The sequence below is a fragment of the Methylosinus sp. DMC45 genome, assembly GCF_056313885.1.
Genome location: NZ_JBQUZK010000033.1, coordinates 25,358 through 44,454, shown reverse-complemented (window position 1 = coordinate 44,454; position 19,097 = coordinate 25,358). Strand labels below are relative to the sequence as shown.

General features: G+C 67.8%; 20 protein-coding genes and 1 tRNA gene. 10 read left to right on the top strand and 11 right to left on the bottom strand.

What is annotated here, in order from left to right:
* Positions 1 to 5 precede the first annotated feature (5 nt).
* Positions 6 to 998, bottom strand: a complete 993-nt coding sequence (locus ACT53T_RS07080) for a Tim44 domain-containing protein (RefSeq protein ID WP_476160683.1) — start codon at positions 996 to 998, stop codon at positions 6 to 8.
* 228 nt (positions 999 to 1,226) lie between these two features.
* Between ACT53T_RS07080 and ACT53T_RS07075 the strand changes: the two genes are divergently transcribed.
* Both ACT53T_RS07075 and ACT53T_RS07070 read left to right on the top strand, forming a co-directional pair.
* A complete protein-coding gene (locus ACT53T_RS07075; protein WP_476160682.1) occupies positions 1,227 to 1,742 on the top strand; it encodes a dihydrofolate reductase in 516 nt (171 codons plus the stop codon).
* A 104-nt stretch (positions 1,743 to 1,846) separates the two neighbouring features.
* Positions 1,847 to 1,923, top strand: a tRNA-Pro gene (locus ACT53T_RS07070).
* 53 nt (positions 1,924 to 1,976) lie between these two features.
* Here ACT53T_RS07070 and ACT53T_RS07065 read toward each other — a convergent pair.
* Positions 1,977 to 2,819 carry a hypothetical protein gene (locus ACT53T_RS07065; protein ID WP_476160681.1) on the bottom strand — a complete coding sequence of 281 codons (843 nt, stop codon included), beginning with the start codon at positions 2,817 to 2,819 and terminating at the stop codon, positions 1,977 to 1,979.
* Positions 2,820 to 2,918: 99 nt separating this feature from the next.
* A complete protein-coding gene (locus tag ACT53T_RS07060) occupies positions 2,919 to 3,737 on the bottom strand; it encodes a hypothetical protein (RefSeq protein ID WP_476160680.1) in 819 nt (272 codons plus the stop codon).
* Between the two features lie 177 nt (positions 3,738 to 3,914).
* On the opposite strand from ACT53T_RS07060, the gene ybgC reads away from it, so the two are divergent.
* The 6 genes from ybgC (at position 3,915) to ACT53T_RS07030 (ending at position 9,188) form a co-directional block, all read left to right on the top strand.
* Complete coding sequence (ybgC, locus tag ACT53T_RS07055; RefSeq protein ID WP_476160679.1) at positions 3,915 to 4,334, top strand: tol-pal system-associated acyl-CoA thioesterase; 420 nt, start codon at positions 3,915 to 3,917, stop codon at positions 4,332 to 4,334.
* 248 nt (positions 4,335 to 4,582) lie between these two features.
* Complete coding sequence (gene tolQ / locus ACT53T_RS07050; RefSeq protein ID WP_108918032.1) at positions 4,583 to 5,320, top strand: protein TolQ; 738 nt, start codon at positions 4,583 to 4,585, stop codon at positions 5,318 to 5,320.
* 15 nt (positions 5,321 to 5,335) lie between these two features.
* A complete protein-coding gene (locus ACT53T_RS07045; RefSeq protein WP_400767988.1) occupies positions 5,336 to 5,785 on the top strand; it encodes an ExbD/TolR family protein in 450 nt (149 codons plus the stop codon).
* A gap of 9 nt (positions 5,786 to 5,794) precedes the next feature.
* A complete protein-coding gene (locus ACT53T_RS07040) occupies positions 5,795 to 7,033 on the top strand; it encodes a cell envelope biogenesis protein TolA (RefSeq protein WP_476160678.1) in 1,239 nt (412 codons plus the stop codon).
* Between the two features lie 55 nt (positions 7,034 to 7,088).
* The gene (gene tolB / locus ACT53T_RS07035) at positions 7,089 to 8,402 is read left to right on the top strand and encodes a Tol-Pal system beta propeller repeat protein TolB (RefSeq protein ID WP_476160677.1); all 1,314 of its coding nucleotides are present in this window, start codon (positions 7,089 to 7,091) and stop codon (positions 8,400 to 8,402) included.
* 306 nt (positions 8,403 to 8,708) lie between these two features.
* A complete protein-coding gene (locus ACT53T_RS07030) occupies positions 8,709 to 9,188 on the top strand; it encodes a hypothetical protein (RefSeq protein ID WP_476160676.1) in 480 nt (159 codons plus the stop codon).
* A 9-nt stretch (positions 9,189 to 9,197) separates the two neighbouring features.
* Here the strand turns inward: ACT53T_RS07030 and ACT53T_RS07025 are convergent, their stop codons facing one another.
* From ACT53T_RS07025 to ACT53T_RS07005, 5 genes are read right to left on the bottom strand one after another with little or no spacing between them, the layout of a single operon-like run.
* Positions 9,198 to 10,217 carry a 5-oxoprolinase subunit C family protein gene (locus tag ACT53T_RS07025; RefSeq protein ID WP_476160675.1) on the bottom strand — a complete coding sequence of 340 codons (1,020 nt, stop codon included), beginning with the start codon at positions 10,215 to 10,217 and terminating at the stop codon, positions 9,198 to 9,200.
* Positions 10,214 to 10,942, bottom strand: coding sequence for a 5-oxoprolinase subunit B family protein (locus tag ACT53T_RS07020; protein ID WP_476160674.1), 729 nt, complete (start codon positions 10,940 to 10,942; stop codon positions 10,214 to 10,216). The genes ACT53T_RS07025 and ACT53T_RS07020 overlap by 4 nt, the downstream gene beginning before the upstream one ends.
* Before the next feature lie 4 nt (positions 10,943 to 10,946).
* Positions 10,947 to 11,714 (bottom strand): LamB/YcsF family protein, encoded by a 768-nt coding sequence (locus tag ACT53T_RS07015; protein WP_476160673.1) that lies wholly within the window; start codon positions 11,712 to 11,714, stop codon positions 10,947 to 10,949.
* Entirely contained in the window at positions 11,711 to 12,184 is a 474-nt protein-coding gene (locus tag ACT53T_RS07010; protein WP_476160672.1) for a nucleoside deaminase, read from the bottom strand. The genes ACT53T_RS07015 and ACT53T_RS07010 overlap by 4 nt, the downstream gene beginning before the upstream one ends.
* 38 nt (positions 12,185 to 12,222) lie before the next feature.
* The gene (locus ACT53T_RS07005) at positions 12,223 to 15,015 is read right to left on the bottom strand and encodes a histidine kinase dimerization/phospho-acceptor domain-containing protein (protein WP_476160671.1); all 2,793 of its coding nucleotides are present in this window, start codon (positions 15,013 to 15,015) and stop codon (positions 12,223 to 12,225) included.
* Between the two features lie 353 nt (positions 15,016 to 15,368).
* Here ACT53T_RS07005 and ACT53T_RS07000 point away from each other — a divergent pair, with 353 nt between their 5' ends.
* On the top strand, positions 15,369 to 15,728 hold the full coding sequence (locus tag ACT53T_RS07000) for a phasin (protein WP_026191334.1): 360 nt from the start codon (positions 15,369 to 15,371) through the stop codon (positions 15,726 to 15,728).
* Positions 15,729 to 15,901: 173 nt separating this feature from the next.
* On the top strand, positions 15,902 to 16,573 hold the full coding sequence (locus ACT53T_RS06995; protein ID WP_476160670.1) for a phasin family protein: 672 nt from the start codon (positions 15,902 to 15,904) through the stop codon (positions 16,571 to 16,573).
* Between the two features lie 56 nt (positions 16,574 to 16,629).
* Here the strand turns inward: ACT53T_RS06995 and ACT53T_RS06990 are convergent, their stop codons facing one another.
* Genes ACT53T_RS06990 through ACT53T_RS06980 form a run of 3 tightly spaced genes read right to left on the bottom strand, consistent with a single transcriptional unit; the run spans position 16,630 to position 19,088 of the window.
* Positions 16,630 to 17,472 carry a shikimate dehydrogenase gene (locus ACT53T_RS06990; protein ID WP_400768001.1) on the bottom strand — a complete coding sequence of 281 codons (843 nt, stop codon included), beginning with the start codon at positions 17,470 to 17,472 and terminating at the stop codon, positions 16,630 to 16,632.
* A 35-nt stretch (positions 17,473 to 17,507) separates the two neighbouring features.
* On the bottom strand, positions 17,508 to 18,518 hold the full coding sequence (bioB, locus tag ACT53T_RS06985; protein WP_476160669.1) for a biotin synthase BioB: 1,011 nt from the start codon (positions 18,516 to 18,518) through the stop codon (positions 17,508 to 17,510).
* A gap of 27 nt (positions 18,519 to 18,545) precedes the next feature.
* Positions 18,546 to 19,088, bottom strand: a complete 543-nt coding sequence (locus ACT53T_RS06980) for a hypothetical protein (RefSeq protein ID WP_476160668.1) — start codon at positions 19,086 to 19,088, stop codon at positions 18,546 to 18,548.
* Between the last annotated feature and the right edge of the window lie 9 nt (positions 19,089 to 19,097).

Sequence of the window (19,097 nt, the reverse complement as noted above, 5' to 3'; positions counted from 1 at the left end):
GCGATTTACGCGGTCTGCTGGATCGCCGATAGCTTCCAGGCCTGCGGTCCCTCGCCGGCGGGACGGCGGAAGGTCCACACTTCGGTCGATTGCGTCGGCTGGGCGGCGTCGCCGGAGACGATCTTGCCGGTCGCGCGATCGATGAAGAGATCGATCAGCGAGAAGCGCATCGCCACGGTCGCATAGTCGTCCGAGCCCTCACGCCAGGCCTCGGAGAGGTCGCCCTGCAGCAGCTTCACATCGGAGATGCGGTTGATGACTCCCTCGCGCGCATTGGCGCGAATATCGTCGGAGAAATAGGAGACCATTTCCGGCATTGCGAGATCGTGCAGCCGGCCGATATCCTCCTGGCTATAGGCGGATTGGGCGTCGGCGAGCACGCGCTCGAAGGCGGTGAAATCCTCTGGACGCAGATTCAGAGGCTCGCTCTTCGGGTGCTGGGGAGCGCCGCCGCCGAAGCCCGTGCCGCCGCCGGTGAAGGCGAAGGCGCCCGGACGCGAGCCGCCCCCGGCACCGCCCATCGCGCCGGCGAAGCGGCGATTGGCGAACCATTGAAAGGCGAGCCGCGCCAGAACGACGATGATCGCGATCTGCACCAGCAGGCCGATGATGGAGGCGAGGCCGCCGAGGCCGCCCATCAGGCCATTGCCCGAGAGAAGGCCGAACAGGCCGGCGCCCAGCAGGCCGCCGGCGAGGCCGCCGAGCAATCCACGGCCGAAGGAGCCGCCGAGCGGGCTGGCGGCGGGAGCGGCGGCCGGGCGCGGCGGCGCAGCGGGCGAAGGCTGCGCTTGCGGCTGCGGCGCGATGCTGCGCTCCATCGGGGCGGCAGGGCGCGGCGCCGTCGTCGTCGCGGGCGGCGCGGAGAAGGTCCGAGTTCCGCGGCTTCCCGAGCTGGCCCCGCCGCCCATCTTGGCCTCGGCGAGCGCCGGGGCGAGAGCGATGAGCAGAGCGAGCGCGAGCGCCGGCAAAGATTTGGAATGCGATGTCCAAGTCGACATGACTATCCTCGAGCGGTTCGCCCAGAGATGAGGAATCACTCGGGCGCAATCTATATAGGAATGCCTCGACCTTGCGGCAAAGGGCCGCGCGGCCGGAAGGCGAAATCGGCTTTCGCGCTCATGAAATCAGAAACTGTTCTAATTTTTCATTTAGAACGAATTTCGAACGCGGCCCGTCGAACGCGGCTCTTCGAACGCGGCTCGTCGAACGCGGCACCTGGAGGCTCGATGCGCGTGACGCCGAAACTGATCTTCGTCGCCGCCGTGGCGCGCAATGGCGTCATCGGCGCTGGAGAGCGCACGCCCTGGCGGCTGAAGAGCGATCTCGCGCGCTTTCGCGCGCTCACCTGGGGCAAGCCTATGCTCATGGGGCGGCGCACATTCGATTCGATCGGGCGCGCCCTGCCCGGCCGCGAGACCGTCGCTCTGTCGCGCGACGCGCGCTTTCGTCCCGAGGGCGCCTATGCGGCGCGCAGCCCGGCGGAGGCGCTCCGCCTCGCCGCCGAGCTGGCGGAAATCATGAGCGCGGCGGAGATCATCGTCGCCGGCGGCGCGGAGATCTACTCCGCCTTTCTGCCTCATGCGGATGTGATTCACCTCACCGAGGTGGCGCTGACGGTCGCCGGCGACGCGCTGTTTCCGACGCTCGATCCGGCGGAATGGCGTGAGACGGAGCGCGAGACGCCCCCGCGAACGGCTGAGGACGAGGCGGATTTCCAATATATTCGGCTCGAGCGCCGGTGAGCGGTCGATCGGCTGCAGATAGTGCGCAAACAGCTGTTGCAGGTCGGAGAACCTGAAGCTATAAACCGCCTCGACCAGCGGCGACCGCTTCGCGGACGCCAGATCGGAGTGTAGCGCAGCCTGGTAGCGCACCTCGTTCGGGACGAGGGGGTCGGAGGTTCGAATCCTCTCACTCCGACCAAAATTTTCACAGATCTTCAAGGGTATAGCGACTCGGCTCGCGCCGAGCGCGCCTCATCCGCCGATGGTCGCGAGATAATTCCGCGACAGCGTCGGGAGATCGGCGCGGAAAGCCGCCGCGAAAGCCGAGGCGAATCCCTTCCCCTCCTCCAGCCCGCGCAAAAGCTCGGCGAAGCCCGCTTGATCCTGCGCCTTCAGCCAAGCCACGAACATCGCGGCTTGGCGGAAGGCCAGCCGCTGGCGATAGACGAGATCGAATCGCGCGAAATTGTCGCCGCGCTCCTCGGCGAAGGCGATGGACGAAAAATCCCGCCAGACGCCCTGCTCGCTCATGACCAGCACATGTCCGTCGCGAATGCGCGCCCTCGCCTCGTCCTCGCTCATCTCCTCTGCGCCGGCGCCGCCCGAGATCATGACAGCGAGGCCTTCCACGAACCAGCTCGGCGGACGCTCCGCCCATAATCCCCGCCAGCCGAAGAAGTGCGCGTGCGAGAGCTCATGCGTCAGCACCGGCGCGAGGCGGGCGCTCTCGGCGCCGCAGAGGGTCGGCGAGAGCACGACGCTGCCGGACAAGGCGACAGCGGCGATGCGGGGATCGCCCGCGCCATTGGCCTTGGCGTAATTATCGTAAGAGCCATAGACGCCGACGATGGGCGCTCGGGCGAAAGGGCGTCCATGCGCATTCTCGACGCTGCGAATCGCCTCCGGCAGCATGAGGCCGACGATGGTGGCGCAGCCCTCGGCCGCCGGCTCGAAATGCACGGGCGAATCGGCGGCGAGCGCGGGCAGCCATTTCGGATCGTTGAGCGCGGCCAGCGCGAAATTCCACAGGCGCGGGGCCGCGCCGAGCGCGAGGGTAACGATGACCAGCAAGGTCAGCGAGAAAAAAGGTCTCATGACGAAAAATCCGCGCGGCGCGCCGCCTCTCGACGGCTGAACGCCAAATCGATCGCCGGCGCGAAAAAATATGCGCCGGAGCTTATTACAGGAAAGACGTCAGCGCGAGCCGATCGAGACCGGCGTCCAGCCGCCCGCCTCCATCTCCACGGCGAAGGAGACGCCGCGGGCGATGAGCTTGTTGCGGTCGGAAACGCCGGCGACGGGCGCGCGGTCCGATGTCGCGATCTCTGCGATCGGCGCGCCCGCGGGCGCCGCCTGGTCCGGCCGCGCCAGCCCGCTGATTCGGCCGGCGACCGGGGCGCGCACCGGCTCCTCGCCGATGAAGCCCAAAATCTCCTCCGCCTCGACGCGCTCCCCGATCGTCTTGCGCGCGGCGAGCGCGCCTTCCGACATCGCGATCACTTCCCAATAGTCGAGCGCGAGGCGATCCGCCTCGCGGCGGCTCGGCGGCGCGTCTCCGGCGCGCAGCACGGCGCCCGGATCGAGCCCCTCGGTCGCGATGACGAGATCGCAATCCACGCCGGCGACGAAGCCGGAGCCGACGCCGATCGTCAGCTCGGCCACATTGGCGATAGAGCGGGCCGGGCGGCCGTCATGGTCCGGCGCGGAGATAATGACGTCCCAGGGCCAGCGCTCCACCACCTCGTCGAAAGGCCGCAGCAGAAGCGGCAGAAATTGCCGGGTCTGCATGCCGCAGAGAAATTCCGTCGGCCGGTCGGCGCGGCGCGCCTCGACGCCGCCCAGGGCGGCGACGCCGTCGAACCAGGCGTCGGCGTAGCACATGCGCCGCCTCAGCGCCCGCGGCGGCCGCTCCTGATGGAGCACAGTGGCGTAGCCTTCGCCGATCAGACGCCTCGCCACCGCCGAGGCCCTTTCCCCGACGCCGCAGACGAGGATGCAAAGCTCTTTGTTCATCGACCCTTCTCAGCCTCGACACGCCTGCGACGTTTCGCTGTGTATCATAATTACATATTGCAGCGCAACCAGCTCGCTGCGCCGCAAACCGGAACCGCGCCGCCTCGCGATCGCGAGGGATGCGAGACGCAGCCGCCTGCTGTATAGCAGAGCCTCCAGCGATCCTGCGCGCGCGAAATGACCCATACTCACACTCTCGCCGTCCGCGTCTATTACGAGGACACGGATTTCTCCGGTCTCGTCTACCACGCCTCTTATCTGCGCTTCATGGAGCGCGGCCGCACCGAGCTGCTGCGCGATCTCGGCCTCGGCCAGCGCGAGCTGCTGGAGGCGCAAGGCGGACTGTTCTTTGTCGTGCGCGCCTTGACGATCGATTTCCGCAAGCCTGCGCAAATGGACGATTCCCTCATCGTCGAAACGATCGTCCGCGAAGTGTCCGGCGCCTCCTTCGATCTCGACCAGCGCGTCATCCGAGGCGAGGAGCCGCTGGTTTCGGCCCAAGTGAGAATTGCCGCGGTGGAAGGCGGCCGGCCGCGCCGCATGCCGGCCGATGTGCGGGCGAAGTTCCTCTCCGTCGCCAGCCCGCGCGGCGCGTGACCTTTACGGTCCATTAAGCCTTCCACTCATATTTTCCGATTGTGCGGCGCATCCAGGACAAAATCTCGGCGGATTCGCGCTCCATACCGCTCTTGCCCCACAGCCTTCGGCGCGGCGCTGCGGGAGCGAGCGCGACGTGATTGGCCTTTATCCGCGCCTCTAGTCCCGGCGCGGGCGGGAGCCGAGGATTTCCGCCGCTCGCCGCCAGAGTTTCGCCGCCGACCCCGCGACTTCCGAGGACGACTTTCATGAATCCAGCCGAAATCGCCGCCCCGCTCTCCGGCGCAGCCGCCGAGGTGTCCATCTGGGGCATGTTCTGGGGCGCGCATATCGTCGTCAAGCTGGTGATGGTCGGCCTGCTGCTGGCCTCGGTCTGGTGCTGGGCGATCATCGTCAACAAGGCGCTGCTGTTCTCGCGCACGCGCCGCGCCATGGACCGCTTCGAGGAAGTGTTCTGGTCCGGCTCCTCGCTCGAGGATCTCTACGCCAAGCTGCAGGAGCGCCCGGCCGCAGGCATGGGCAGCCTGTTCATCGCCGCCATGCGCGAGTGGAAGCGCTCCTTCCAGAACGCCGGCGCCTCCTTCATGGGCTTGCAGGCGCGCATCGACAAAGTGCTGGACGTCTCCATCGCCCGCGAGGTCGAGAAGCTCGAGTCAAATCTCCTGGTGCTGGCGACGGTCGCCTCGGCCGGCCCGTTCGTCGGACTGTTCGGCACGGTGTGGGGCATTATGACCTCCTTCCGCTCCATCGCCGCCTCCAAGAACACCTCGCTCGCCGTCGTCGCGCCCGGCATAGCGGAGGCGCTGCTCGCCACCGCCATCGGCCTCTTCGCCGCCATTCCGGCGCTGGTCGCCTATAACAAGCTGCAGGGCGACGTCGCCCGCACCCAGGCGCGGCTCGAGAGCTTCGCCGACGAATTCTCCGCCATTCTGTCGCGCCAGATCGATCAGCACGCCGGACAGTCCGGCCGCGATCGCGCGGCCTGAGCGGGAGAGGCGAGAATGGGAGCGTCGGTCGCCGCAGGACGCAAGGGCTCGGGACGCCGCCGGCGCGGAACGCCGCGCTATGGCGCCATGGCCGAGATCAATATGACGCCCTTCATCGACGTGATGCTGGTGCTGCTCATCATCTTCATGGTGGCGGCGCCCTTGCTCGCCACTGGCGTCGCCGTCGATCTGCCGCAGACCAAGGCCGGGCCGCTCAATATCGATCAGAAGCCGCTGGCCATCGCCGTGGACGACAAGGGGCAGATCTTTCTGATGGATCAGCCGATCGAGATCGGCCAGCTGCTGGACCGTCTGAAGGAGACCGCCAAAGCGGGCTTCGACGAGCGCATCTATATGCGCGCTTCGAAGACGGTGAATTACGGCCGCGTCGCCGAGATCATGTCGATGGTGACGAGCGCCGGCTACAAGAAGGTCGCTCTCGTGACCGAAGTGGACAAGAAGTGAGGGGAAGCGTTGAAGCCCTCGCGTTCCGAACCTGGCCTCATCGTATCGGCCGCCGTCCATGCCGGACTGCTGCTGGCGACGCTCATCGCCTTTTCGGACACGAAGAAATTCGATGACGCGCAGGAGACCGTGCCGGTCGATATCGTCACGGATGCGCAGCTCAATCAGGTGATGAAGGGCGAGAAGGCGGCGAAGGAGATCAAGCCCGTTCAGCGCGCCGACAAGATCGCCGAGCAGCACGAGACCAAGCCGCTGCCGCCGCTCGCCGAGGCCAAGAAGGACGTCGCCGCCCCGCCCCCGCCGCTGAAGCCGCGGCTCGAGGAGCCGGAGGACAAGCCCGAAGCTCCGCCTCCGCCCAAGCGTCTCGCCGCTCTGCCGCCGACGCCGGAGCCGCCGCTCCGCCCGACCCCGCCGAAGCCGCAGCCGGCCAAAGCGGAGCCTCCAAAGCCCGAGCCCCCAAAGCCGGAACGCGCCAAGCCCGCGCCGACGCCGCCCGAGCGCGAGGAGCCGGAAGAGGCCGAGGTGGTGAAGCCCAAGCCCCCTGTGCGTCCAAAGCCCGAGAAGGAGGCCAAGGAGACGCCGCAGCCTCCCGAGAAGCCGAAGCCCAAGGAAGAGCCTAGCAAGGACGAGCCCAAAAAGGAAGCGGCGAAGCCAAAGGAGCCGGCGACCAAGCAATTGAAGGTCGATGAGGTGGCCAAGCTCCTCGAGAAGAAGAAGGCCGCCGAAAAGGGCGCGCCGAGCGACTCCGACGAGAAGAAGAAATCCGACAAGCCGCCGGCCAAGCCGAAATCCGGCGACGAGGCCGCGCCCAAATCGAAATTCGACGCGGCCAATATCGCCAATCTCTTGAGCCATGAGGCGCCGCAACGCCGCGCCGCGACCGGCGCCGATCTGACCAAGACCGCCTCGCTCGGCGCGCCGACGGCGAGCGCGCCGCGCATGTCGCCGACTCTGCAAGCGCAGATCGACGCCTATACAGTCGATCACTATCGCCGCTGCTGGCAGGCGGCGCTGTCGATCAATGCGCAGAGCTATGTGCCGCGTGTGGAATTCCGCCTGTCGCGGGAGGGTGCGCTGGAGGGCGCGCCGCGCCTGCTCAACCCCTCCTCCGATCCCGTCGAGCACAGCCGCGGCGAGCAGGCGCTCGGCGCCGTGCGCCGCTGCAGCCCCATGCCGATTCCGGCCGCCTTCGCGCCCTATTACGATTATTGGCGCGTCACGGAATTGGACATGAGGGAGGATATGTAGCGACGGTCATTCTCTTCGCCTTCGAAAATTCGAAAACGCCCAGGACCACCCTCTCATGACGTTTCACATCGACCGCCGCTCGGCCGTCCATATTCTCGCCGGCGCGAGCCTCTCGCCTCTCCTCGCCGCGCCGGCGCGCGCGGCGCGCGTGCTCGATCTGCGCGCGGGCGGCGGCTTTCAGCCGGTCTCCGTCGCGGTGACCAATTTCTCGGGCGACGAGGCGGCGCGCATAGTGACGAGCGTCGTCGTCAATAATTTCAAGCGCTCCGTCTTCCTGCGTCCTATCGAGCCGGGCGCCGTCCCGGAGCCCGCCGGCTCCGAGGCCACGCCCAATCTCGATCTCTTCCGCACGCTCAATGCGCAATATGTCGTCACCGGCCGCTCGCAGCGCAGCCCGGACGGACGGCTCAAGACCGAGTTCCGCCTCTTCGACGTCTCGACCGGCGAGCAGTCGGCCGGCCAGCAATATGTCACCGATTCCGCCAATATGCGCCGCGTCGCGCATCTCGTCTCGGATGCGGTGTTCACGCGCATCACCGGCGAAAAGGGGTTCTTCGACACGCGCGTGGTCTTCGTCGACGAGAGCGGGCCGAAGGAGCATCGCCGCAAGCGCCTCGCAATAATGGATCAGGACGGCGCCAATGTGCGCTATCTGACCCGCGGCGAGGAGCTCGTCGTCACGCCGCGCTTCTCGCCCTCCTCGCAGGACGTCACCTATATGTCCTTCGGCTCCGCCGATCCGAAGGTGCTGCTGCTCAACATAGAGAGCGGCCAGCGCGAGGTGGTCGGCAATTTTCCGGGCATGACCTTCTCGCCGCGCTTCTCGCCGGACGGACAGAAAATCGTGATGTCGCTGTCGCAGGGCGCCGCCACCAATCTCTACGCCATGGATCTGCGCTCGCGCACGACGACGCGGCTCACCGACACCAACGCCATCGACACCTCGCCCTCCTATTCGCCGAGCGGCGGCGAGATCGTCTTCGAATCCGACCGCGGCGGCTCGCAGCAGATTTACGTGATGGGCGCGGGCGGCGGCGGCGCGCGGCGCATCTCCTTCGGCCAGGGCCATTATTCGACGCCGGTGTGGTCGCCCAAGGGCGATTACATCGCCTTCACCAAGCAATCCTCCGGCTCCTTTGGAATTGGCGTGATGAAGCCGGACGGCTCCGGCGAGCGCATCCTCACCGAAGGCTTTCACAACGAAGGCCCGACCTGGGCGCCGAATGGGCTGTTCCTGATGTTCTTCCGCGATTCCGGCGGCAGCGGCGGCGCGAAGATTTTCATGGTCGATATTTTCGGCCGCTCGGAATTCCCCGTGCCGACGCCGTCCTACGCGTCCGATCCGTCGTGGGGGCCGTTGCAGGAATGAAGCGTCCCGAAAGGCTCGTCGAGGATAGCAATGCAAGCGATTTCCCGAGAGAAGGCGCTCGCGGTCGCCGACGCTTTGTTTGCGTCGCGATATGCTGGCGCGAGCTTCTGCATCGCCGCAGGCTCCGTTATTCGCGGGAGCGGCGCGCCTTGGTCTGATCTCGACCTCGTTGTCATCTTCGATTCCCTCGAATCGGCATGGCGCGAATCATTCTGGTTCGACGGCGTTCCGATCGAAGCTTTCGTCCATGACCTGGAGACGATCCAAGCCTTTCTCGACGACGATCACGCTGCGGCTCACGCCGCGATGATCGACATGGTGGCGACAGGCGTGAGCATTCCCGTCGAAAGCGAACGCTCGCTTGCCCTGAAGAACTATGCGCGAGGACTGCTCGTCAATGGGCCCGAGAAGCTGGACGAAGCGGCAATCGACGATCTGCGATATTCGATCAGCGACCTCGTCGACGATCTGCGCGCCGACCGGCCGATACACGAGCAAAGGTCGATCTTATACGCGCTCTATCAGAAAATGGGCGAACTGCGGCTGAGACGGTCGACTCGCTTCTCTGCAGCAGGCAAGCATCTCGCGAGGTCTCTGCGCGAGTGTGACTCGGGCTTCGCAGAACGGCTGGAAGGCGTCGTGGCTCAAGCCCATGTTCATGGCGTATCGGGTGAAAGTGTCGCCGAGCTTCTACGACTACTCGATCAGCTGGGCGGCCATTTGTTCGATGGCTATTGCCGCTCGGCGCCGCGCGAAAAGAGAAAACGGCCAGCTTGGCTCGGCTGACGCCCCCGACTAATCGCATCGCGCATCAGTGACCCCGCCGATCAAATTGGCCGACAGCAGCACTTCCGTCGACAGCCCTCCGCCGATCGCGCGCAACGACACGCCCTGCGCCGTCGCCTCGCTCAGCACCCGTCGCGCCGCGACGGCCTGCTCGATCGATATCGCGGCAAAGGAGAACGCATCCCCCGGCCGCCGCTGCGCGAGACGGCCGATATCGGCGCCGATGACATTGGCGATCTTCGGATAGCCGCCGGTCGGCTGGCGATCGGCCATCAGCGCGAGCGGCGCGCCGTCGCCCGGAACCTGGATCGCGCCGAGCGCCACGCCATCCGAGACAATGTCATGCTCTTTCGCATGGGAAAGGCGCGCGCCCTCCAGCCGATAGGCCATGCGGTCGCTGCGCTGCCCCACCCGCCAGCGCGCCGATAGAAATTCGTCGATCGCCTCTTGCGAAAAATAATCCGCCTGCGGCCCGAGCACGGCGCGGATCTTCTCCTCCCCAGAGGCGAGCCAGGGCGCCTCGAGCGCTTGCAATTCTCGCGGCGGCGTGGCGAGATCGGCGAGCGGCAGAACATCGCCGGCGCGCAATCCCCGCCCCTCGAGCCCGCCCATGAAAGAGCGCGTATGTGTCGCGAGCGAGCCCAGCGTCGGCGGCAGATCGATACGGCCGGCAATGGCGACATAGCACCACGCCCCGCTTCGCCCTGCGCGGATGACGAGACGCGCGCCGGGCTCCAGCGCGAGAGCGCAAGCGGCGGGAAGCGGCGCGCCATCGAGGCGAATATCGAACGCGCCGCCGGCGATGGCGAGGCCGATCGTCTCGCCTTCCGCCGTCAGCTCCGATCCACCGAGCGAGACCTCGATCGCCGCTGCGCCCATGGCGACGCCCGCCGCGAGATTGGCGGCGGCGAAGGCGCTGGCGTCCATCGGCCCGGCCGGCGTGACGCCGAAGCGCAGGCTGCCGCGCCGCCCAGCGTCCTGCAGCGTCACCCCCGGCCCCGCCGCGCGAATAATCAGCCGCGCGCTCATGCGGAGGTCTCGCGCCGCGCGATCATCTCGCCGCGCGCGCTCTTCTCCTTGAGCGCGCGAAATGTCGCTTCGTCGATCGGCTCGAAGCGCAGCGCATCGCCGACCTCGACAAAAAAAGAGGGATCACGACTCGGCGCGAAGAGCCGCTCGGGCGTGCGGCCGAGGACATACCAGCCGGTCGGCATGGGATCGGCGCCGATGAGCGAGAGGCCGCCGCCGATGAGCACCGCGCCGCGCGGCGTCGGCCCGCGCGGGGAGGCGCGGCGCGGAACGGCGAGCGCCGAAGGCAGGCCGCCGAGATAGCACCAGCCCGGCGCGAAGCCATACATATAGGCGCGAAAATCGGTGCCCGAATGAAGCTCCACAATGCGCTCGGGCGAAAGCGACAACACTTCGCCCGCCGCGGCCAAATCCTCGCCATGCGGCGGGGCGTAGCAGCAGGGAATGATCCAGCGGACGCTCGGCGCGGCGCTCTCCTGCGCCGCTCTCTCCAGCGCCTCGACATGAGCGACGAGCGCGGCGCGGGCGAGCGCCAGCGGATCGTAATGGATCATCAGCGAGCGATAGGTCGGAACCGTCTCGAGGATTCCAGTGAGCGGCGCGGCGCGCAGAGCGGCGTCGAGCGCCAGCACCTCGGCGCTGATCGCGGGATCGACGCTGTCGCCGAACTCGACCACCAGCGCCGCCTCGCCGGCGTCCAGACACCGCGGCGCGTCGTAACGCATCGCCTCATGTCTCCGAGGGCGCGAAAGGCAGGAGCTGATAGCCCGCGCGCTCCAGCGCCGCGCGCAGGCGCCGCGTCATATCGACGGCGTGCGACGTGTCGCCATGCACGCAGATGGAGTCGATCGGCGTCGGCAGACGCTTGCCGCTCTCGGTGACGATCGCCTGCTCGTTCAACATATTGAGCGCGCGCGCCGCGGCCCAGTCCGGGTCGTCGATCACGGCGCCCTTCTGGCCGCGCGGCTTCAGCCGTCCGTCATCGAGATAGGCGCGATCGGCGAACACCTCATGCGCGATGGCGACGCCGGCGTGCTCGGCCGCCGCCACCTGCTCGCTGCAGGCGATGGCCAGCAGAGTGAGGCTGGCGTCGACGGCGCGCGTCGCCTGCGCCACGGCGAGCGCGATCTCCGGCTCGACCTCCGCGACATTGGCGAGCGCGCCATGGCATTTCACATAAGTGAGGCGATGGCCGCTGTATTGCGCGAGCGCCTGCGCCGCGCCGATCTGATAGGCGACGAGACGCTCCACCTCCGAGGCGGAATAGGGAATGCGCCGGCGGCCGAAGCCCGCGAGATCGGGAAAGGACACATGCGCGCCAATGGCGACGCCGCGCGCCTTCGCCAGCGTGAAGCAGCGCGCCATTATGTCGGGATCGCCGGCGTGATAGCCGCAGGCGACATTGGCGGAGGTGACGAGATCGAGCATCGCCTCGTCGTCGCCCATGCGCCAGGCTCCGAATCCTTCCCCGAGATCGGCGTTGAGATCGACTGTCACTGTCCCCCGGCTCCCCCGCGCGGCGCGTCCTCGGCGATGTCCTCGTTCCAGACGGACGGATTGGCCGCGATATAGTCTCGCATCAATTCCCGGCAACGCGCATCGTCGAGCAGGATCACCTCGACGCCATGGTCGCGGAGAAACTGCTCATTGCCGCCGAAATTCCTGTTCTCGCCGACGATGACGCGCGGAATTTTGAACTGCACGATCGTCCCCGCGCACATCATGCAGGGAGAGAGCGTCGTGTAGAGCGTCGTCTCGCGATAGGAGGCGCGGCGTCCGGCGTCGCGCAGGCAATCCATCTCGCCATGCAGAATCGGATCGCCCTGCTGCACGCGCCGATTATGGCCTCGTCCCAAAATACGCGTCCCTTCGGCGAGAACGGAGCCGATCGGCAAGCCGCCCTCGTCGAAGCTCTTCTTCGCCAAGCGAAACGCCTCATCCATGCAGACGATATCCGACGCTCTCATCGAAATCCCCTCTCCGGCCCGGCGCCGGCGGGGCCTCGCTATTCCGCCGCGAGCACCTGCGGCGGCGGAAAGGCGACCTCGATCAGCGTCCCCTGGTTCTTTCGGCTCTTGATCGAGAAGGAGGCGCGATTGGCCTCGATCAGCGCTTTCGTCACCGGCAGGCCGAGGCCCGTGCCGCCGCGCGACGAGCCGATCTGGCGGAAGGGCTCGAGCGCTGTCTCGATCTCGGTCTCGGACATGCCGATCCCTGTGTCCTTCACGCGGATCACCACATATCCGGCGTCGGTCAAGGCGCTCGACACGATCACCTGCCCGCCCGCCTCGTTGAACTTCACCGCATTGGACAGAAGGTTCAGCAATATCTGCCGCAGCGACCTGCCGTCGGCAAGGATGCGCGGCAGGCGCGGCCACAAGGACAGGCGGATCACCACACGGCTGCGGTTCGCCTGCGGCTGCATGATCGACACGCATTCGGAAATGACGGCGTTGGCGTCTATGCGCTCGACGTCCAGCTCGAACTTGCCCGCCTCGATCTTGGAGAGATCGAGCAGATCGTTGACGAGGCTCAGCACATGCTCGCCCGATGTGTGGATGTCCTTGAGATATTCCTTGTAACGCTCATTGCCGAGCGGGCCGAAGCGCTCCTCCATCATCACCTCGGCGAAGCCGATGATGGCGTTGAGCGGCGTGCGGATCTCATGGCTGACCTTGGCCAGGAAATCGGTCTTGGCGGCGCTGGCGCGCTCCGCCTCGCGGCGCGCGGCCTCGAGCTCGTCGTCCGAGCTGCGGCGGCGGATCACATGGAGAATGACGCAACGCCTCTGCTCCGGCGGCGGGCCGAGCGGCGCCAGCGTCAGCTGCACAGGAATGAGCTGACCATTGCGCGCGCGCGCCTGCACCTGCAGCCCTTCGCCGAGATCGCGGCTCGTCGGGCGACGGAGAAAATCAGCGACCACGCCTTGATCGCCGTCACAGAACAGCGAGGCGAGGCCGGAGCCGAGCAGCGCGCGCGACTCGCCGCCGATGAGCTGGCCGAGCGCGGCGTTGACGCTGCGCAGCCTGCCCTCGGCGTCCACGACCACGACGGCGTCGCCCATTGCATCCAGCGTCGCGCGCAGCTCCTCCGCCTCATGGCGGCGACTCTCCAGCTCCTTGCGCAGGGCGCCGGCGCGCGCGCTCTCCGGCGCGGCGATGGACGGCTGCGCGCTGCGCAGCGTGACGAGGGTGGCGGCCACGCCGTCCCATTGGATCGGCTCGAGCCGAGCATCCGCCTCCAGCGGCTCGCCGTCGCAGTCGAGCACCTCGACGACGCCGGCGGCAGTTCCGTCCGCCGCGGTCGGCGGACGCCGGCCGGCGAAGAGCCGCGTCGCGCCGCCCTCCCCCGCCAGAGCGGCGGCGTCGCCATAGCCGAGATAATCGAGCAGCGTGCGATTGGCGTAGAGCACTTCCGCGCCGCGCGCGACCATCACGCCTATCGGCAGGCGATCGAGCAGCGCCGCGGCGCGCGAGAGGTCGCCGGGAAAGGCGCTATTCTCATTGGAGGGCAGAGCCTCGTGGATCGGCGCAGCCTCATGCTCCTCGACAGGTTCGGGCTCCGCCGAGACGGCGGCCGCCTGCCCCGCGGATTGCCCGCCGGAAGCTTGCTGCCCTGTCGCCTGCTCGATCGTCTCGAACAAATCGCGCACTGAGCCCTTGGCCGGCTTTTGCGCGGCGGAGGCGAGCGCGCGGGCGATCTCGTCGAAGGCGGTGCGCTCGCTCGGCGACAGCGACTCGCCGATGGAGGCGGCGGCCTCCTCGAGGCGCGGCAACGGCCGCAGCGGCACGATCTTGGCGCCGATGAGCGCCGACGTCTGCTCCGCCTCGGCCAGGGGCGCGGCCTCGGCCGGCGGCTCCAGCGCGGCGGCGGGCTCTTCCGCCGGCGGAGCAATATCCGGCTCGGGCTTTGGCTCGGAATTGGCTTCGGGCTCGTGGCGCAGCCGATCCACATGCAGCACGCCATAGCCCTGATAGCCGCCGAAATGGCGGCCGTCATCGAAGATCGGCAGAGCGCCGAGCGTCACCGGAACGCGCGCGCCGCCGCCGTCGAGCGGCCAATCGAGCTCGACCCCGCTCCAAGAACGGCGCGAGGCGAAGGCGTCGGCGAGACGATCATCCGGCGCCAGCCGCAGCCCGCTCGCCAGCTCGAGAAACGAGCGTCCGGCGATGTCGCCATTCTCACGCCCGACCACATCGGCGAGCGCGGCGGTGACGTCGAGCACGCGTCCCTCCGCGTCGGAGCGCCAGAGGAAGCGTTCCGGCCGCGGCGGACGGGCGGGCGGCGGCTCGATCGCAGGAGCGGCCGGAGATGGAGCGGCCAAAGGTTCGGCCACAGCCTCCGGCGCGGCGATCACGGCCACGGGGACAGGAGCTTCTTCTGGCCGGACCAGCGGCGTCTCACTCGCGGCGGAGCGCATGCCGAGCATTGCGACCAGAAAGATCGGCCCCGTCTCCTCGGCCGTGAGCCTGCGGCACAGAACGGTCGCCGTCTGCGCGATGGGACCGAAGGAGAAGCGCAGCCGCTCGAGCCGCGGCGCGGCGGCGTGGCTCTCGGCCGCGGCGAGCTCGCGCAGCCGGCGCGCGCCGGGCTCGCTCCCACGGAACAGCCGGTCGCCGAGCGCGACCAGATCGCCGCCAAAGACGGAAATCGCCGCTTCATTGGCGTAGACGATCGCCAGCGGCTCGCCCGCGGCGGCCACGATCGGCGCGCCGGACGCCTCGAGCGCGGCGAAGGCCGGATCGGCGCCGATCTGCGCGGCGAACGCCTCGCTCTCGATCCTGTCGTGCTCGCTCATATCGACAGCGCCTCTTCAGACGCGACAAGCGCCGGAAGCGGCGCGGAACAAAACGGCGCGGAACGCGCGTCGCGGCCGATCGAAGGTGAAGGATCGGTTAAATGAAACTTAAAGGTTCGTTACGGCTTGGTCTATGCGGCGAAGGACATTTTAACAAGCTTCGGCGATTCATGATGAACGGACGCGCCGCCCCTAGACCATAATTATGTTGCAATGCAGCATGAGTTGAGCCATATTCGGCTCGGCGGCGCCTGTCCCGATCGCGATGCGCGATGGACGGCCGCAGGCGGTCGGCCGGCGCCCCTTCTTCGGCCGACGGGCGGCGCAGCCGACCCGACCAGAAGGAAGCATTCGTGAGCGAACCGATCTACCAGATACCGAACGAAGTCCGCGACTTCGCCGAGAAGAGCGTCGAGCAGGCGCGCAAGGCGTTCGAGGGATTCGCCGGAGCCGCGCATAAGGCGATCGGCTCCGTCGAGACGACGACCGCCACCTTCCAGGTCGGGGCCAAGGATGTGAGCGCCAAGGCGCTCGGCTACGCCGAAGCCAATGTGAACGCGGCTTTCGACCTCGCGCAGAAGCTGCTGCGCGCGAAAGACCCCCAGGAGGTGCTCCAGCTGCAAGCGGAGTATGTGAAGAGCCAGGTCGAGGCGATTCAGACCCAGGCCAAGGATCTCGGCGCCGCGCTGCAAAAAGCGACGACCGGCAAGTGATTTGCCGACGGCGCCGCGCCTTCGGCGCGCGGCGCCTCGACGCAGCGCGCTGCGGCGCGTCGTGAGTAGAGGCAGCGTCGAGTAGAGCGGCGTTTCCGCGGAGCTTCGAGCGCCGAAGGCGATTCGGGCGCGACATCAAACTGCCGACACCAGCACGAAAGGAGCCCGAAGCGATGGCCACCCATACGAGAGGTTCTTCCAAGCGCCCGGCGCCGCCGAAAGAGCCGCCGATCACCCTCAAGGACGCGCTGGACGACGACGAGCCCGAGACGGCCCCGCTGGAGGCTGCGTCGCCCGTCGAGATCGACGCTGTCGCCGCCGCTCTGGAGGCCGCCGAGATCGAGGCCGTGACCGCGGCGCTTGAGCCTGTCGAGCTGGCGCTGACGCCGGCGGAGCCCGCCGCCATCGAGGTCCCCGCCGAGACTGCGCCGGAGGCCGTTTTCGACATTGCGGCGGAGCCTGTCCTCGAGACTGTGGCGGAGCCTGTCCTCGAGACGATCGCGGAGCCCGTCCTCGAGGTCGTCGCAGAGCCGATCGCCGAGGCGCCGGCCGCGCCCGTGGCCATTATCGCCGCGACGATCGAAGCCGCGCCCGCCAAGGCCGAGCCGCTAGACCCGAGCCTCTGGTCGCTGAAGACTTTCGATCTCGTGAATGAGAACGCCGCCGCCGTCTTCGATCTGGCGCTGGCCCTCGGCCAGGCGCGCTCGGTGGGCGACGCGCTGGAGGCGCAATCGCGCTTCGCGAGCGAGCGCTACACGACTTTCCTCAAGCGCGCCAATGAGCTGGTGGAATTGTCGAGCCGCTGGTCGCCCTTCCGCTTCGCCGTCTCCGCCTTTGTGGCGTGAGCCCCGCGAAAATGCTCCTCGCCCGGCCGAATGCGCCGGGCGGAGCGCTCTGATCTCTAAAGCGTCGCCTCGATCAGCGCGCGCAGCTCCGGCGTCGCCTCCGGCATGACGCCGAACCAGTCGCGGAACGCCGGCCGCGCCTGATGAATCAGCATGCCGAGCCCATCGACCGCGACATTGCCGCGGGCGCGGGCCGCGGCCAGCAGCGGCGTCTCCAGGGGCGCATAGACAATGTCCGAGACGAGCGCTTCCGCCGGCAGACGATCCAAAGGCAGATCGAGCGGCGGCTCACCCACCATTCCCTGATTCGTCGTGTTCACCAGCAGGCCGGCGCCGGCGAGGCCCTCGGCGCGCTCCTCCCAGCGATGCGCCGTGACCGGAGCGCCGAAATCCGCGGCGATCTTCTGCGCCCGCTCGAGCGTGCGATTGAACAGCCGCACCTCCGCCGCCCCGGAATCGATGAGCCCGGCGATGACCGCCCGCGCCGCCCCACCCGCGCCGATCACCACCGCAGGTCCGGCGTCCGCCCGCCACATGGGCGCGGCGGCGCGCAGCGAGGCGGTGAAGCCGAAACCGTCGTAATTTCGGCCGACGAGAGTTCCGTCCTCCTCCACCACCACACAATTGACCGCGCCGATGCGCGTCGCGCTGGCGTCGAGGACATCGACGATGGCGAGCGCCGCCTCCTTATGCGGGATGGTGAGATTGCAGCCGGAAAAGTTCAGCGCCGGCAGAGCCCGAAGCGCCGCCGCGAGCCGCCCCGGCTCTATGGCGAGCGGCGCATAGGTCCCGGCGAGGCCATAGCGGGCGAGCCAGTAATTGTGGATTTTGGGCGAGCGCGAATGCGAGATCGGCCAGCCCATCACGCCGGCGAGGAGAAAGCGGTCCTGCCCATGCATCTGCTTCTCCCCGCTCTTTCTCCCGCCCGCGGCGCCTATTGCTTCGCCGCGCAGGCCACCTGCCCTTGCGCAGAAAGCGCCCCCTGCCCTTGCGCGGAGAGCGCCGAAAAGAGCGCGGCGTCGGCGTCGAGGCCGGGATTGCCGGCCGTCAGCAGCTTCTCGCCATAGAAGATGGAGTTGGCGCCGGCGACGAGGCACAAGATCTGCGCCTCGCGCGAGAGGCCGGAGCGGCCGGCAGACAGGCGCACGCGGGATTTCGGCATCAGGATGCGAGTCGTCGCGATCATGCGCACCAGCTCCAGCGAATCCACCGGCGGGCGGCCCTCGAGCGGCGTGCCTTCTATGGCCGCCAGCGCATTGATCGGCACGCTCTCGGGATGCGGATCGAAGGAAGCGAGAACCTGCAGCATATGGGCGCGGTCGCGCACGCTCTCGCCCATGCCGATAATGCCGCCGCAGCACATTTCTATGCCGGCGCGGCGCACCGCGGCGAGCGTCTGCAGCCGGTCCTCATAGGTCCGGGTGGTGACGATCTCGCCGTAGAATTCCGGCCCCGTGTCGAGATTATGATTATAGGCGGTGAGACCCGCCTCCACGAGGCGCTCGGCCTGGCCGTCGTCCAACATGCCGAGCGTGACGCAGGCCTCCATGCCGAGAGCCCGCACGCCGCGCACCATGTCCAGCACGGCGTCGAAACGCTCGCCCTTGGGCGCCTGCCGCCAGGCCGCGCCCATGCAGAAACGATCGGCTCCCGCCTCCTTCGCGCGCGCGGCGGCGTCCAGAACCTCGTCCACCTGCAGCAGCTCGACGCGATCGAGCTTGACCTCGCGGTGATGCGCAGATTGCGAGCAATAAGAGCAGTTCTCCGGGCAGCCGCCTGTCTTGATGCTGAGCAGCGCCGCCTTCTGCACGTCATTGGGATCGAAGAAGCGGCTGTGCAGCGCGCTCGCCCGCGCGATCAGCTCGAGCAGAGGCGCGTCGTGGATGGCGACGATCTCCTCCAGCGTCCAATCGTGACGGAGAGTGAAATCGGCGGGAGCGTTCATCGATCAATGCCTCTCTGCGGCGTGGTTTCAGCGCGACTTTTTGGCGACGCGGCGCTCATTGCGCGTGAGCGGACGCTGCGGCTCCTCTTCCTCGCCGCCGGCGGCGGAAGGCGCGGAGGGCCGCGGCTTGCGCTGGAGCTGCGGATCGGCGCCGCGCAGAATGGCATAGACGACATAAGCGGCGACGGCCAGATCGAAACCGGTGAGGCCGAGCGTGAACCACGCCGGCGTGAACTCCGAGCCCGTGCCGAGATAATGGAACTGCAAATGCCAGAAGGGATGCAGAGCGAAGCCGATGGCGAGCCACCAGGGCGAGCCGACGAGGCCCAGCAGCCCGAAGGAGCCGAAAATAGCGAGGCCGGTCATTTCTATGCCGAACCAGGCCTTTGCATTGTCCGAGGCGAAGGCGAAGCCGACATAGAGCGCAGCCGTGGCGATGAGCCCATAGGCCAGCGCGCGGCGGGAGCCCGCCTGCGGATAACGCTCCGACCAGCGCGCGAAAAAGGCGAAAGCCACGCCGATGAGCGCGCCGACAGCGGCGGGAATCAGAATCGAGGACGCGTCTTCCATGGTCGTGAG

Coding starts and splice junctions, on each gene's coding strand:
- ACT53T_RS07080 (WP_476160683.1), bottom strand. CDS start 998: ATGTCGACTTGGACATCGCATTCCAAATCTTTGCCGGCGCTCGCGCTC.
- ACT53T_RS07075 (WP_476160682.1), top strand. CDS start 1,227: ATGCGCGTGACGCCGAAACTGATCTTCGTCGCCGCCGTGGCGCGCAAT.
- ACT53T_RS07065 (WP_476160681.1), bottom strand. CDS start 2,819: ATGAGACCTTTTTTCTCGCTGACCTTGCTGGTCATCGTTACCCTCGCG.
- ACT53T_RS07060 (WP_476160680.1), bottom strand. CDS start 3,737: ATGAACAAAGAGCTTTGCATCCTCGTCTGCGGCGTCGGGGAAAGGGCC.
- ybgC (WP_476160679.1), top strand. CDS start 3,915: ATGACCCATACTCACACTCTCGCCGTCCGCGTCTATTACGAGGACACG.
- tolQ (WP_108918032.1), top strand. CDS start 4,583: ATGAATCCAGCCGAAATCGCCGCCCCGCTCTCCGGCGCAGCCGCCGAG.
- ACT53T_RS07045 (WP_400767988.1), top strand. CDS start 5,336: ATGGGAGCGTCGGTCGCCGCAGGACGCAAGGGCTCGGGACGCCGCCGG.
- tolB (WP_476160677.1), top strand. CDS start 7,089: ATGACGTTTCACATCGACCGCCGCTCGGCCGTCCATATTCTCGCCGGC.
- ACT53T_RS07030 (WP_476160676.1), top strand. CDS start 8,709: ATGATCGACATGGTGGCGACAGGCGTGAGCATTCCCGTCGAAAGCGAA.
- ACT53T_RS07025 (WP_476160675.1), bottom strand. CDS start 10,217: ATGAGCGCGCGGCTGATTATTCGCGCGGCGGGGCCGGGGGTGACGCTG.
- ACT53T_RS07020 (WP_476160674.1), bottom strand. CDS start 10,942: ATGCGTTACGACGCGCCGCGGTGTCTGGACGCCGGCGAGGCGGCGCTG.
- ACT53T_RS07010 (WP_476160672.1), bottom strand. CDS start 12,184: ATGAGAGCGTCGGATATCGTCTGCATGGATGAGGCGTTTCGCTTGGCG.
- ACT53T_RS07005 (WP_476160671.1), bottom strand. CDS start 15,015: ATGAGCGAGCACGACAGGATCGAGAGCGAGGCGTTCGCCGCGCAGATC.
- ACT53T_RS06995 (WP_476160670.1), top strand. CDS start 15,902: ATGGCCACCCATACGAGAGGTTCTTCCAAGCGCCCGGCGCCGCCGAAA.
- ACT53T_RS06990 (WP_400768001.1), bottom strand. CDS start 17,472: ATGCATGGGCAGGACCGCTTTCTCCTCGCCGGCGTGATGGGCTGGCCG.
- bioB (WP_476160669.1), bottom strand. CDS start 18,518: ATGAACGCTCCCGCCGATTTCACTCTCCGTCACGATTGGACGCTGGAG.
- ACT53T_RS06980 (WP_476160668.1), bottom strand. CDS start 19,088: ATGGAAGACGCGTCCTCGATTCTGATTCCCGCCGCTGTCGGCGCGCTC.